Source organism: Pedobacter sp., from assembly GCF_965227205.1.
In the GTDB taxonomy this organism is placed as follows: Bacteria; Bacteroidota; Bacteroidia; order Sphingobacteriales; family Sphingobacteriaceae; genus Pedobacter.
On record NZ_OZ245727.1, the window covers coordinates 377,419 to 393,000 of the forward strand.

The 15,582-nt window shown below is 34.6% G+C and carries 10 protein-coding genes; 6 read left to right on the forward strand and 4 right to left on the reverse strand.

Annotated features, from left to right (window positions below; genetic code table 11):
- The first annotated feature begins 6 nt into the window (after positions 1-6).
- From ACO05K_RS01440 to murI, 5 genes are all read left to right on the forward strand, one after another.
- Entirely contained in the window at positions 7-747 is a 741-nt protein-coding gene (locus ACO05K_RS01440) for an isoprenyl transferase (RefSeq protein ID WP_421942691.1), read from the forward strand.
- Positions 748-900: 153 nt separating this feature from the next.
- Positions 901-3,447 carry an outer membrane protein assembly factor BamA gene (bamA, locus tag ACO05K_RS01445; RefSeq protein WP_421942692.1) on the forward strand — a complete coding sequence of 849 codons (2,547 nt, stop codon included), beginning with the start codon at positions 901-903 and terminating at the stop codon, positions 3,445-3,447.
- 101 nt (positions 3,448-3,548) lie between these two features.
- The gene (locus tag ACO05K_RS01450) at positions 3,549-4,079 is read left to right on the forward strand and encodes an OmpH family outer membrane protein (protein WP_421942693.1); all 531 of its coding nucleotides are present in this window, start codon (positions 3,549-3,551) and stop codon (positions 4,077-4,079) included.
- A 58-nt stretch (positions 4,080-4,137) separates the two neighbouring features.
- The gene (locus ACO05K_RS01455) at positions 4,138-4,716 is read left to right on the forward strand and encodes an OmpH family outer membrane protein (RefSeq protein ID WP_421942694.1); all 579 of its coding nucleotides are present in this window, start codon (positions 4,138-4,140) and stop codon (positions 4,714-4,716) included.
- A gap of 199 nt (positions 4,717-4,915) precedes the next feature.
- Positions 4,916-5,734 (forward strand): glutamate racemase, encoded by an 819-nt coding sequence (gene murI, locus ACO05K_RS01460; RefSeq protein WP_421942695.1) that lies wholly within the window; start codon positions 4,916-4,918, stop codon positions 5,732-5,734.
- A gap of 272 nt (positions 5,735-6,006) precedes the next feature.
- Here murI and ACO05K_RS01465 read toward each other — a convergent pair whose 3' ends face one another.
- From ACO05K_RS01465 to ACO05K_RS01480, 4 genes are read right to left on the reverse strand one after another with little or no spacing between them, the layout of a single operon-like run.
- Positions 6,007-7,146 (reverse strand): cytochrome-c peroxidase, encoded by a 1,140-nt coding sequence (locus ACO05K_RS01465; protein ID WP_421942696.1) that lies wholly within the window; start codon positions 7,144-7,146, stop codon positions 6,007-6,009.
- 53 nt (positions 7,147-7,199) lie between these two features.
- Positions 7,200-8,759 carry a DUF6850 family outer membrane beta-barrel protein gene (locus ACO05K_RS01470; protein WP_421942697.1) on the reverse strand — a complete coding sequence of 520 codons (1,560 nt, stop codon included), beginning with the start codon at positions 8,757-8,759 and terminating at the stop codon, positions 7,200-7,202.
- Between the two features lie 5 nt (positions 8,760-8,764).
- Positions 8,765-10,132, reverse strand: a complete 1,368-nt coding sequence (locus ACO05K_RS01475) for a DUF4876 domain-containing protein (protein ID WP_421942698.1) — start codon at positions 10,130-10,132, stop codon at positions 8,765-8,767.
- A gap of 11 nt (positions 10,133-10,143) precedes the next feature.
- Complete coding sequence (locus ACO05K_RS01480) at positions 10,144-12,852, reverse strand: TonB-dependent receptor (protein WP_421942699.1); 2,709 nt, start codon at positions 12,850-12,852, stop codon at positions 10,144-10,146.
- Between the two features lie 227 nt (positions 12,853-13,079).
- Between ACO05K_RS01480 and ACO05K_RS01485 the strand changes: the two genes are divergently transcribed.
- Positions 13,080-14,981, forward strand: a complete 1,902-nt coding sequence (locus tag ACO05K_RS01485; RefSeq protein WP_421942700.1) for an amidophosphoribosyltransferase — start codon at positions 13,080-13,082, stop codon at positions 14,979-14,981.
- Positions 14,982-15,582: the final 601 nt, after the last annotated feature.

The window sequence follows — 15,582 nt, forward strand, 5'->3', positions numbered from 1 at the left end:
TAATTAATGGGATTTAAAGAACAAATAGATTATAACCGCCTGCCAAAACACATTGCCGTAATCATGGATGGCAACGGTCGTTGGGCAAAAGGTCAGGGAAAAATGCGGGTTTTCGGCCACGAACAAGGTGTGTTGTCTGTAAAAGATATTGTAGAAGGTTGTGTAGAAGTTGGTATTGAATACCTAACGCTTTACGCATTTTCTACCGAAAACTGGAGCCGCCCGAAAGAGGAGGTTGATGCTTTAATGCAAATCCTTATTTCTACCATAAATAAGGAAACCGAAACCTTAAATAAGAATAACATCAAGTTAAATGCAATCGGTAACATCGAATCGTTACCTCAAGAATGTATTAACGATTTGAAAGAAGCGATGGAGAAAACGGCACATAACGAAAAGTGTACTTTAACACTGGCTTTAAGTTATAGCGCCAAATGGGAAATTGTTAATGCTGCAAAGAAAATTGCTGCTGCTGTTAAAGATAATAATCTCGATATTAACGATATCGATGAAAATCTCTTTTCGTCTCAATTAACTACAGTAAATATTCCTGATCCGGAGTTAATGATAAGAACCAGCGGCGAACATCGCATTAGTAATTATCTGCTTTGGCAAATGGCTTATACAGAGTTTTATTTCACTGATGTTTTATGGCCAGATTTCAGAAGAGAAAATCTTTTTGAAGCCATTGTTGATTATCAAAAACGCGAACGCAGATTCGGTAAAATTAGCGAACAATTAAACTAATTTTTCTTTTAACACTTTTTAACAAGGGTTTAAATTAACTTAGCCCCACTTTTATACGATAAATGTAACCACGCAAAAAGGCATAAAAAGTAAAGCAATTTTGCTTAGCAAAACATTGTTACCTTCGTGGCCATTACTGAACAAATTATTTTAATGAAAAGAATATTTCAAGTATTAATCCTGTTATTTTTAGCCGCTCCGGCCTTTGCCCAAATACGTCCGCAAACCCAGGCTCCTGTAACCCCTACATTAAAGGTTGGTAACCTGGATTTAGATTACTTTAGTCCAAAGGAATATATTATTGGTGGTGTAAAAATTATCGGAACTGAATATTTAGATAAAGAAGTACTAATTACTCTATCTAAATTAGCCAAAGGCGATAAAATTGTTTTACCAGGCGAGGCAACAGCTGATGCAATTAAAACACTTTGGGCTCAGGGATTATTTGATGATATAAAATTAAATATCGAAAAATTTGTTCAGGATACTGTTTACTTCGAAATTGATGTTGATGAACGTCCTCGTTTAAGTTCTATTGAATTAAAGGGTGTTCGTAAATCTGAAAGAACTGCTATTCAGGAAAAATTAAATGATAAAACTGGTAAAATTGTAAACGATAACTTATACAACACTACTTCAGCAATTGCGAAAAAGTATCTGTTAGATAAAGGCTTTTTCTTTACCAAGATAAATTATTCTACTCGTAAGGACCCAAATTCTGATAACAGTGTAATTTTAGTTGCTGATATTGATAAAGGTAGCAGAGTTAAAGTGCAGCATATCGACTTTACTGGAAACAAAGATTTCAAAGCAGCAAAACTTCGTAAATATCTAAAAAACCCTAAGCAATTTGCATGGTGGCGCTTTTGGGGTTCCGGAAAATTCAGTAAAGAAAAATACGAAGAAAATAAAGTTAAGATGATAGCCAAGCTTCACGAAAAAGGCTATCGCGATGCAGAACTCTTAAAAGATAGTATCTATCAGCATAACACCAAAAAGGTTAACATCAAAATGGATATTTACGAAGGTAAAAAATACTATTTTGGTAATGTTACCTGGGCTGGTAATGCAATTTACAATACAGATGTTTTAAACAGAGTACTCTCTATTGCAAAAGGTGATGTATTTAGCGAAGATAAACTTGATAAGAAAATTAATGGTGGTGGCGAAAACGGTGGAGATATCAACAGTTTATATACTGACAATGGTTATTTAACTTTCAATATCGATCCGGTACAAACAAAAATTTATAACGATACAGTTGATGTTGAAATGCGCATCTATGAAGGTCCGCAGTACACTAACAATCGTATTACTTTAAAAGGAAATACCATTACTAACGATAAGGTTGTACTACGTGAGATTCGTACAAAACCGGGGCAAAAATTTAGCAAAAGCGATTTAATCCGTACCGTTCGCGAGATTGGTCAATTAGGAAACTTTGATGAGCAAAAAACTGTGCCAACACCTCGCCCTAATCCGGCAGATGGAACGGTTGATATTGAATATGCTGTTGAAGAGAAACCTTCAGATCAGATTGAGTTATCTGGTGGTTTTGGTGGCGGCCGTATTATTGGTACGTTGGGATTAACCTTTAATAACTTCTCACTAAGAAATTTATTTAATTTAAAAGCTTACAAACCATTACCTAAGGGCGATGGACAAAAATTAAGCTTACGTGGACAAACGAACGGTAAATTTTATCAGTCGTATAGTTTCTCTTTCTCGCAACCTTGGTTTGGTGGAGAAAAACCAGTTAGTTTTGGTGTAAGTGCATTTACTTCACTTCAATCAAGTGGTATTGGCGATTCAAGTAATCCAAATTACTATAAAATTCGTTTAAATGGTGTTACCGTAAGTTTAGGTAGAAGATTAAACTGGCCAGATAACTATTTTCAGTTAAGCCATGCGGTTAGTTTACAACAGTACATCTTACAAAACTATCCAGGGTTTTTATTTAGCACTGGTACATCTTATAACTTAAACTTATCACAAGAGATTAGTCGTGATTCAAGAGATTCACCAATTTATCCATTATCTGGTTCATTCATTCGGTTTACGGTTCAGGCTACACCTCCATATTCATTATTTAATGGTGTAAACTACGCAACTGCATCTGATAAGACTAAATACAGATTTACTGAATACCACAAGTGGAAATTTGATTCACAATGGTATCAACGTGTTGGCGGACAATTTGTAATTAAAGCACAAGCACAATTCGGTTTCTTAGGTCAATATACTGCGGCTACAGGTCAATCAGCTTTTGAGCGTTTCAAATTAGGTGGTGATGGTATGCAAGGTTTCGACTTCTTACAAGGATCAGAGTTAATCGCTATGCGTGGTTATGCTAATAACACAGTTATTCCGGTAGGTTCAAACCCAAGTATTGCTCAATCATCAGGTAGCCCGATTTACACTAAATATGTTTTAGAGGCACGTTATCCGGTAATTAAGAGCCAGCAAGCTACTGCCTTTGTTTTAGCTTTTGCTGAAGGTGGTAACACATGGAATAGGTTTGCTGATTTTAATCCATTTAATATTAGAAGGTCAGTTGGTGTTGGTGCTCGTATTTTCTTACCTATTTTCGGTTTGTTAGGTATCGATTATGGATATGGTTTCGACACAATTCCAGGTTTACCTGATTCGAACAAAGGTCAGTTCCACTTCAGTATCGCACAACAATTAGGTGGATTTTAATTGTTTATGATTAAAAAAATAATTAATTATGCAATAAAACATTATAAGTTGAGTTTATACATGGCTTAGTTTTTGCAAGAAACAATAAAACACACACACAAATGAAAAAATATCTTTTAATCGCATTTTTACTTTGCACAACTTTTGGCGCTTTCGCCCAAAAGTTTGCTTATGTAGATACAGAGTATATTCTTAAGCACATGCCAGAATATAAATCGGCATTAAGTCAATTGGATGTAGCTTCTAAACAGTGGCAACAACAGGTTGACCAGAACTTCACAGAAATCGACAGAATGTATAAAGCCTATCAAGCCGATCAGGTTTTATTAACTGATGATATGCGCAAACGCAGAGAAAACGAAATTATCGAAAAGGAAAAGGCTGCTAAAGAATTTCAGCGTCAGAAATTTGGTCCGGATGGAGATTTGTTTCAAAGCCGCATTAAATTAATTAAACCTATTCAGGATAAAGTAGCTGATGTAATTAAACAAATTGCAAAAGCAAAGTTTTTAGATTTCATTTTTGATAAAAGCAGTGAGGCTACTATGATGATTTATGCAAGCAGCAGTTACGATGTTAGTAATGATGTAATTGTAAAATTAGGTTACAAACCAGGGGCTGTAAAAAATTAGTATATTCGCCCTCGAAAAAAAAGGAAAAACAATTAAAAAAATAAAAAGTAAAATAGAAATGAGAAAGTTAATTAACGTATTCTTTGTAGCAGCAGGTTTATTGTTTACAGCGAATATGGCAAATGCACAGCAAAAGATTGGTCACGTAAATTCAGAAGAGGTATTTGCAAACTTACCTGAATCTAAAACAGCAGAAACTACTTTACAAAACTTAAGTAAAACTAAGCAAGCTGAAATAGATGTGATGATAAAAGAATATCAATCTAAGTTAACAGCTGCACAAGCTAAAGAAAAAACTCGTAGCGAGGCTAACAAAGAAACAGTAGATAAAGAATTACAAACTGCTGCAACTGAGTTACAAGATTTACAAAAACGTATTGGTGATGCTCAAACTAAAGCTCAACAAGACTTAGGTACTAAACAAGCAGAATTAATTCAGCCAATTAATACTAAAGTTGCTAATGCAGTAAACTCTGTAGCTAAAGAAAAAGGTTTAGCTTATGTTTTTGATACAGCAAACGGACAAGGTGGTAACAACTTAATTTTCTGGGATGGTGGCGAAGACATTACTGCTGCTGTAAAAACTAAATTGGGTATTTCTGCAACTGCAGCAAAACCAGCAGCTCCTAAAAAATAAGCTAAAATAAATCAGTTTGGAGCTCAAATTCTCCTTGCTATTTAATAAAATATAAAGCGGAATTAAGTTTAACTTAGTTCCGCTTTTTTGTTTGGAGTTTTGAGGTTAAAAAAAGTTGTAATGTTGTAATATTGTAACGTTCGATATATAAAACTTTGTAACCGTAAAACATCTTAACATTCCAACATTCAATCAATATATGCAGCAACCATCACCAATAGGTATTTTCGATTCAGGATATGGAGGATTGACCGTTTTTCGCTCTATTGCAGAGAAATTGCCTCAATACGATTATATTTATTTAGGTGATAATGCCCGGTCACCTTATGGTGATCATTCTTTCGAAACGATTTACCGTTATACTTTGGAATGTGTTGAATGGCTGTTTGCAAAGGGTTGTAAACTGGTTATTTTAGCCTGTAATACTGCATCAGCAAAAGCTTTAAGAACCATTCAGCAAAAGGATTTGCCTTTAAAATATCCCGATAGGAGAGTGTTAGGTGTAATTCGCCCAACGGCAGAGGTAATCGATGCATATACTACAAGCAAAAGTGTTGGTGTAATGGGAACCAGGGGAACCGTAAATTCAGAATCTTACCTGCTAGAAATCAATAACTTTTTTCCTGATGTAAAAGTTTTTCAACAGGCTTGTCCGATGTGGGTTCCATTGATTGAAAATAATGAACATTTGCAAGCGGGAGCAGATTTTTTTGTAAAGGAATATACAGATGCATTAATGGCACAATCAGAAGAGATTGATTGTATTTTGCTTGCCTGCACGCATTATCCACTATTAATGCCTAAACTCAAAGCAATTTTTCCAGATTACATTAATATTTTAACCCAGGGAGAAATTGTAGCTGAAAGCCTTGCAGATTATTTGAGCAGGCATCCAGAGATAGAAGAAAAACTGGGAAGAACCAAACAAAGACTATTTTACACCAGTGGCGATTGTGGCGTTTTTAATAAAAATGCTTCAATCTTTTTTGGGGAAGATTTGGAATCTAGTAAGATGTAGTTTTTATGTTAGCATAGTATATGCCTTTAAATGCGATCATCATGCCTTAGACTATGACGTTGTATGGGATGGGAATGGGAGATTAGTCAGTTAGGATTACGGGAATTCGTGATTGGTGATTTTTTGGTTAATTCGTCATTCCCACGCAGGTGGGAACCCTAAAGAGATTTAATAGTTTTGATTACAATGTTTGTTTGTCTTTCGCTTTAAGATCCCCAGTCAAGCTGAGGATGACGGCCGTTCATATATTTCCCCAATCAATGAAAATCTTACTATTGTGGAAGCTTCTCAACCCTAAGCAATACTGTTGGCGATGATAAGGCATCTAAAAACGATACCACTGCATCTTTCTCTGCTTTGCTTAACATTAAACCTTTTAAAAGCTTATCGTTTTTAGGTAAAAGCGGATCGTTCACTTGCTCTGGTCTAACCCGTTGATTTGGCATACCAACATTATACATATTCATTACACCATCCATATCTGGGAATAAACCATTATGAAACCATGGTGCAGTTTTCATAACGTTTCTTAAACCGGGCGTTTTAAACTTGCCTACGTCTTCAGGTTTTTTTGTAATGTTGTAAAGGCCTAAATCTTCGTACTTGCGGCCGTAATAAGTTAAGCCATCATTGTGGAATTCGTTATCAGTAAAAAGAGGGCCATTATGGCAATTTATGCAACGTGCCTTAGTACGAAATAAATGCAAACCAACAATTTGTTGGTCTGTTAAAGCTTTTTTATCACTTGCTAAAAATCTGTCGAAAGGCGTTCTTCTGCTTACTATACTCCTTTGAAAAGTTGCTAAACTTTCGAAAATCCTTTTATTATTGATTTGTGGTGAGCCAAAGGCATCAATAAAATATGGTTTGTAGCCTTTAATTTTTGCTAATTTTTTAGGTAGTGCTTTCATGTCCTGATGCATTTCGTTATGTGCAGCAACCGGACTTTCAGCTTGTTCTTCCAAGCTATTTGCTCTGCCATCCCAAAAAAGCTTTTTGTAAAACCAAACATTTTCTAATGATGGCGCATTGCGGATATTTGCCAAATGATCGTGACCAATAGAAACCTGACGGCCGTCGGTCCAATGTAAATCTGGCGCATGGCAGCTTGAGCAAGAAATCTGGTTTGAGCCGGATAAACGAGGATCGAAAAATAATATCTTCCCAAGTTCAATTACCTTTTTAACTGAATCATTTTTGATATCTACAGGAGTAGGAGGTAATTCACCCAACTCTTCAAAAACAGCTCCTTTATCAACCGTAGGTTTCGGCCATTCGCTGCTTGGTTTTGAATAAACTTTGCGTAAACTATCAATGCTTAGTTCTTCATCATTATTAAAATCGGTTGATTGAAAAGAAAAAAGAACCAATCCGGAAAGGATAAAGGCAAGCGTGATAAAAACTTTATTCATGTGTTAAAAATAGAGATTTTGAATAAATAAGATATAGGATTATGATTACAACTTTACAAATACATGTTAACACCAATGTGAAATATACTTCTTTTTCCATTTGGTACAAATGTAGGGTTCAGGTCTTTTCTTAATTCTTGACTAAGTATTTTTCGTAAATTAAGTTGAGAATAAAAACCAAATCGTTGCTTTTTAATTAATTTAGATGATATATATTCTCCGGCAACTTCTGCTCCAATTGATTTGCTGTTGTAATAATAATAATCTGTGAACACAACGTTTTTAATAAACTCTGTCATAGAATTTGGATTAAATTTTAGCGATGCATTTATTGGCTCAATATAATATGGAGAAAGAGAAACCTTAAATCTACTTTGTTGATCTATTGTATAATATAGTGTGCTATTTAAACCTAATTTGATTTGCTCGTAACTCAAACCATCAGCTTGAATTAAATCTTGCTTATCGTTTTGATCATAGGAGAAATTTATTCCTAATTCTTTTGATACTTTTTTGTTTTTGTTCCATAAGAAATGATAAGCTGCATTAAAATTTAATGCATTAACTCTATAATTAACTTTATTTAGGCTTCCAGATGTTTTGAGATTTCCGTCATAACCTTCATTATACGCAAAATCGAGTAGAAATAATTGACTCGTTTTGTCTTTAATTTTTTTGCTTAGTAATAATGAGCCATTGATGGTATTCAAATTAAAAATTCCTACTGTGGCAAAGCCAGGCATTGTTCTCGTTTTGTTATAATTTTTGTTTTGATATAATTGGTACTCTGTTGCAATTTGTAGATCCCAATCTTTAAAATTCGTAGTATATTGAATTCCAAAACCCTTGTAATTATCAAATTTATAAACATTACTAGAGTCTTTAATAACAGATGCCCCGTAGCCGTAATTCATGTAGTGTATACGGTCAGGATATAGTAAACTTGTTTTATAATTATCATTTTTATATCCTAATGATACTTGTTCATCAGCTTTGCCTATTAAACCATAGACGCCAACTGCATTATTTTTAAATTGAAAGTTTACGCCAGGCTTTACTTTAAAGATAAATCGTTTTGAACTTAATCTTGGATCTACCGTACCGGAACTTTGGTGCTTTTGATAATCTAGATTTACAAAGGGTATTAAATGATTCTTTAGGGCAGAATAACTTAATGATGTTTTTACAATATAATTTTGACGTTTGTAATTTCCACTTTTATTGGCGTATGGATAATATGTGGTGAAATCTTCAAGATTATTTTTTTGCCCATTAGCCAAGCTATCTTCTATTGAATTATTAAATTCAAAACTTCCTGCAATTCTAAATTTGCCCAATACATTAAAGCCCTTGGCTAAAAATTTAGGCATATTTACAGAATAAGCTTCTTGAGCACGCCTAAAGCTACCTGCCTCCCGTTTGAAATCGAGTTGCAAAAAACCATAACTTTTTAGTGCATTTATACTTGAAAATGTTGGTGAAAATAATGAGTTATCAAGAATTTTCTGATCCTGATAGAAGAAATATACAGAATCTTTTCCGCTCTGAGCTTTAACCAGAACGGAAAAGAAAATAAGAATAATTAATATCTGTAAAAATTTACGATTAATCATAAAAATTATTGAGCAAGGAATGATGCTTCATCTTTACTTGGATTGGCTTTAGTTAGCGTTCCAAAATCATTACGAGAGTTATTTGTGTCTTGTAAAACTCTTCTGCCACCTATAGTTTTAGCTGTTTTACGTAGGACTGACTGACTTGAATATTGTCCTCCTGGAATGGATGCAGCTCCCGAATCATAAGCCATTGGCAATCTTCTTGGAGTTTGATCAGCAGAAATTATAGCCTCAATTTCAACAGCATCAATAATATATTTTGCAGGCAATTGAGGATATAGTACTGTAGTTGCTGTAACTGTTCTTACGGTTGGTAATGCATAAGAAGGAATATTATTTAAATTGAAGTTTTTGTCAACCTTTAGAATTGCATAAGATTCTTTTCCTTGAGGATTAAAAACCATATCTCTGGCACCTGTTGCAAAATAGGTTTCCATATTTGTCACGCTAGGATTATCAACGTCACTTGCATACATTGTTCTTCCAGGCTCTAATTTTTGTTCATATGGATACAAATAAGCTTCAAAATCAGCATTTGCAAGATTAACTGTTAACGCCGGATTGGCGATAGTTTGTGTTGTTCCGCCATTTGTTGTGTATGGTTTTGTATGGTCTAATGCAGTTTGTGCTATCACAATACTCTTGCCAGATAATACTGGATATTTTTTACCTGTACCATCACTAGGTATCATAAATAATTCCTTAACATAAACATAATCATTGTTGGCGTTTCCGGTAGCAGCCATTCCTATAGATTTACTCCAGTCATATTGATTATTATCTAAAGAATAACTATCAGCAGTTTTGTTTATTTTACCATAAACAACAGCAATCATTAAACTATCTGCATATAAAGTTTCAGATGTATTATTATAAATCTCTATAAATTGATCTCTGAAAATTGCTCCGGTAGATGCATTTGAGCCTGCATAATATATTTGCTTAATTACGAAACCGCCAATTACTTCGCTGTTTATTAATTGAACTTTTACATCAGTATTATTAAAATACAATTGATTGTCTAATGAATAGTTTAGATAGTAATCAGTTTCGCGGTAAGTACCCGTTAGAGTAGTGAAATCTGCCGCTGTTATTTTTAGCGAAACGTTTATGCTATATGTTCCAGGTACAATACTTTCAACCGCAACCTGACCTTGATGATTTGCCTTTAAAGAATATTTACTGTTGTTTGCCTTGTTAACTAGTGTGATTTCTGCATTTTCATATGGAACTTCAAACCAAACTTTAGCAGGATTTACAGATAACTGTACATTTAAATTAATAGGTTGAGTTTCTTCTTGATTTTTTTTACAGCTACTGAAAATGATAATAGCTAGTAAGATAAATAGAAAAGGTAATTTTTGTTTCATAATGATATTATTTAGAGTTTTAAAGATATACCACCGGTAATGCTAAGTGGCGAATTGTAAATAGTTGTTAATGGCACACCAGTGTCTGGATTTATTTCGGTATGCTCTGGTCTTATGTTAAATGTGTTATATGATGTAATTGCAATTCTGATTCGTTTACTAATTTCCTTGGCCACAGAAACAGAAAAATTGAAATAAACCAGTTTTTGATCTGTATTGGATAACGATAAATTTCTGGGTGGAATAGGATTAGTATCACCTTCACTAAATAAAATAGCATTTAGATTTTGATCTAAATAACCAGATGCTCGTTGGAGCTTATCATTGTACCTTGATTTTCTTCTGTTTGCCCAGAAAATATCTGTATTAGTCATTACAACAAAACCCAGTTTTGGAATATGTATAGTTGTATTCAATTTACTCGTTATCACATATTTTTTATCGTTACTTAGCGGTTTAAACAACGCGTAGTTGATATTTTTTCCATTGATAACAACTGGAGTTGCAAGATAAACGGCATCTACAACTGGATTACTCTCTTGCGATAATATGTATGAAGTGCTAGTGGATATGCTTGTATTTATAGCAGAAATCTTATTGAAGTTTACGCTCCAATCAAAGCCATAGGTGTCTGAATTAGATAGATTTGATATGCTATAATACGAATTAGCAAAATATGACGTATAAGTGCCAGATTCTTGATAAACGATTTGTTTTAATGTTGCATCGTAGCTATAGTTATAGTTAGGAAGAATAAACTGTTGATATTGACGAACATTACTAAATCCATTTCTAGATCCTTTGTAAAACGTATTCAATCTCGAACTGAAAATTTTATTGCTAAAGTTTATATTAAACTCAGCTTGATTTGATTTACTTGCTTTTAAGTCAGGATTTGCTGTCTGGAATTTCTTTGTGTAAACTAAATACAAGGCAGCATCTGTATTTAAGGCAAAGATAAGTGGCACATCTATCCAAGCTGGAGGTGGGTAAAGATGAGCAAGTGTTGGTGATTTTGAAGAAACACCATAAGCTACACCAAAATTCCAGTTATTATCTAAGTTAATCTGTGTACTTAATCTCGGTTGTATAGAAAGTGAACCATTTTGCGAATCAAATCTTACACCTAAATTGGAGCTAATTTTTTTTCCAAAAAGATTGTAAGTCACATTATCAGTAAGATAAACACCTGTATTAAGTATGGAAGGGTTTAACTCGAATGAATAAGGACGAACATTTGTGCCATTGTAATTAACAAATCTCGGACGGTCAGGGTCAGAAATAATTCCTTTCCCCCCATTGTTCGTATAATTGCCATTAAGTCCGTAGGTTAAATTGTGGCGTGTATTTCCTAAATTAAAGAAGCTTGTAAATCTTAAAGTACCACTTGCCGAAATTGGATTTCCAACAATTTCCTCCACAGCTAAATATTGGCCGCCTAAAACTATTCCTTTGTAAATTCCTGTTGTATCTTTCGCAGTATAACCTTTAGGAGGCTGATTTAAAAACCATTGCGAATAGCTCTCTTGATTTGATTCAGAATAAGATAGGCTTAAGTTAATACCATTTATAAATTTAGATGATACTTTGAAATCTGTAGTATTTGAAAGTCTGATACCATTTTGCTTTGAGTAATATTCTTTTTGATTGCCATCATCCGGATCAATTTTGTTTAAATCAATTTTACGATTATAATCAATACTAAACTTGTTTCTTATGTTGTTATTAATGTTGTATTGCCAACGTAGTGAGGCGCCATATCTTCTATATTCTTGAAAATTATCTGTAGGATTATCATTAGATATGGCATAATTAAAATCAGTGGTTATGCCACCTAATTTACCAGGTAGGTTGAAACCTTTATTTAAGGAATAATTATATGAGCCAGCATTAACATTCGTAGTAAATTGTAAAGGCGACCTACCTGCTTTTCTTTCAATAATAATTGCTCCATCTGTTAATTCGCCATATTCAGCTGAGGCTACACCTTGTATAACTTCAATTTTTTCAATTGATTCCACAGGGATTTCTCTTAAATCTATACCTCTAAAAGGAACATCAGTTGCAGATCCAGTGCCAGAGACTGCTGGTACCACTGTGCCCATTCCCCATTGTGCAGTAGGTCTAGATTGCATATTTGCATCGTTGGAAAGCCTGATTCCATCAACGATAATTGGTATTCCTAAGGAATTGTTTAGGTCATAAGTTCCTCCGAGCGTATTTCTTAACGTTAGCGTTTGTGCTACGTTGATGTTTGGAGCAACCAGTTGTTTGCCAGGTAATGTGTTTAGCACATCAATTAAACTGAAAGCTTGTATTCGCTCAATAGCTTCTTCATCAAAGGTTATCGAAGAAATAGAATTTTTTGTCTTAGAATAGGTTGAATTAATCTGAACATCATTTAATGTTAAACTGTTTTCTATCAAAACAATCTTCATCGGATTTGAGAAATCATTCTTATCAATTTTCTTATCAATTGTTTTTTTTCCTACGGCAGTAATTTTCAGGTTGATTTGAGCAGCATTCTTTGATGTAATTATTGAAAATTCTCCGTTGTGATTACTGATAGAATATAATTGCGTCTCCACACAATAAACAGTTACAAATTCCATGCTTTGATTTTTCTCATCAACTACCTTCCCCCGAATAGTAATAGTTTGTGCAAAAACTGATGTTGCAAAACCTGAAATGATTAATAATAATATAGAAAATTTTCCCAAACCCACTCGTAATATTAATTAGACTAATTCTAAAGATTTCGCAAAGGTGTGGGATTTTGCCCAAACTTCCAAATTATTTAGATTCATTCCAGATAATTTAACGTTTTGCACATTTTTTAGGTTGATTATCAATGCAAATCAAATTAACTCGTTTGTGACAAAAGAAAACACTTTTGTTTAGGTTGTGAGTATTTAAAAGGATAACTTTGCGGCTTCAAACCCACACAATGAGTGATCAGATAAAACACGAATGCGGAATCGCTTTTATTCGCCTGTTAAAACCACTTTCTTACTACCAGCAAAAGTACGGTACAGCACTTTACGGCCTTAACAAATTATATCTCTTAATGGAAAAACAGCATAACCGAGGCCAGGATGGCGCAGGTATTGCAACTATTAAGTTAGATATGAAACCTGGCAGTAGGTACATCAGCCGATATCGGAGTATGGCTTCGAATGCGGTTGCAGATATTTTTGAATATGTACAAAACAAATTTGTTGATATTCAGGAAAATACACCAGAACTAATGCAAGATACAGAGTGGCTCAAAGACAACGTTAGCTTTATTGGCGAGGTTTTATTGGGCCATTTGCGTTATGGTACACATGGAAAAAACAGTATCGAAAGTTGCCACCCTTTTTTAAGACAAAACAACTGGATGACCCGTAACCTTGTTATTGCAGGTAACTTCAACATGACGAATGTTGATGAATTGCTGGAGCAGTTGTACGAGTTAGGTCAGCACCCAAAAGAAAAGGCAGATACGGTAACAGTTTTAGAGAAAATTGGTCACTTCCTTGATGATGAAAATCAAGACCTTTTTGATCAGTATAAAAAAGAAGGTCACGATAACGTATCCATTACGCACAAAATTTCTGATAATTTAGATATCGCAAATATCCTTCGCCGTTCGGCTAAAACCTGGGATGGTGGCTATTCTATCTGTGGTATGGTTGGTAATGGCGATTCATTCATTATGAGAGATCCGGCAGGAATTCGTCCGGCTTATTATTATTATGATGATGAAATAGTTGTTGCCGCTTCTGAAAGACCCGCTTTACAAACTGCATTTAATATTCAGTTTAAAGATGTTAAGGAAATCGATCCGGGGCATGCTTTAATCATTAAGAAAAACGGCGAGGTAAGCATGGAGCAATTCCGTGAACCTACTGAGCGTTTATCTTGTTCTTTCGAACGCATTTACTTTTCAAAAGGTAGTGATGTTGAGATTTACCGAGAACGTAAACAACTTGGTCGTTTGTTAAGCGATAAAATTCTTCAGGCTGTAAACTACGATTTAAAAAACACCGTATTTTCTTTCATTCCGAACACAGCAGAAGTTGCTTTCTTTGGTATGGTAGATGGTGTTCAGCAATATGTTCGCAGACATCAAAAGGATATTCTTTTGCATAAAAAGGAAGAGCTTACTGATGAGCAACTGGAAGATTTATTATCGTTAGCGCCTAGGGTTGAAAAACTTGCCGTTAAAGATGTAAAACTTCGTACGTTTATTACGCAAGATGCTGATAGGAGTGAGATGGTTGCTCACGTTTACGATACTACTTATGGTATTATCAATAACCATCAGGATACTTTAGTTGCACTCGATGATTCTATTGTTAGAGGTACAACGCTTAAGCAAAGTATTATTAAAATTGTTGACAGGTTACACCCTAAGAAAATAATTATTGTTTCATCGGCACCTCAAATTCGCTATCCGGATTGTTATGGTATTGATATGAGTAGGATGGGGCAGTTTGTAGCTTTCGATGCTGCAATTCAATTGTTAACCGAACGCGGGATGTGGCAGGTAATCGAAGATGTTTATGCAAAATGTAAAGCTTCGTTACTATTGCCAAAAGAAGAAATTATAAATCACGTAAAAGAGATTTATAAACCTTTTACAGCTGAAGAAATTTCTGCTAAAATTGCCCAAATTATAACGCCAAAGGGTACAGTTGCCGAGGTTGAAGTAATTTACCAAAGCCTGGAGAATTTACACGAGGCTTGTCCGAAAAATAAGGGCGACTGGTATTTTTCTGGTAATTATCCAACTCCAGGAGGAAATAAGGTTGTAAATAAGGCTTTTATTAACTGGAAAGAAGGAAATAACCAAAGAGCTTACTAAGTATTAATAGAATGTATTAAAAGGGTGAAAACGGAAGTTTTTGCCCTTTTTGGTTTTGCAGCCCCGCTTTCCGTTGCAATCTTTTAAATAAACTTCTGTCATACTGAGGAACGAAGTATCTGTTTCATCGGTTGCAGATGCTTCGTGCCTCAGCATCACAGCTTATTCAAGGTTGTTGTAATTTAAAAGTATTTCCACTTTAATCGCGTTTATTTATTTGAGGTTTGTGCTTTTGGTAACATTTCAAAGTGCAAAATTTCAGCCATTTCGACGCACGAAGCAATCTTAAAGTGTTATGTTAAAAACCCAGGGTTGTAAGATTGCTTCGTGCCTCGCAATGACGACCGTACTTGGGTTTGTGTATATTTAAGCTTTCTTGCACAAGCTTAAGTTAATAGCCCCGACAAAGCGTAAAGCCCGGAATGTAGCGTAGCGAAATGAGGACTTGAAGCGATGGCGGGATTATCGAAACCGATTTGCACAGGTTTTGCGCTTCAAAAGAAATAACATGTTTCTTACAGGTCACGTCATTGCGAGGCACGAAGCAATCTTAAAGCTTTCGCTATTCAAACCCATAGTCGTAGGATTGCTTCGTACCTCG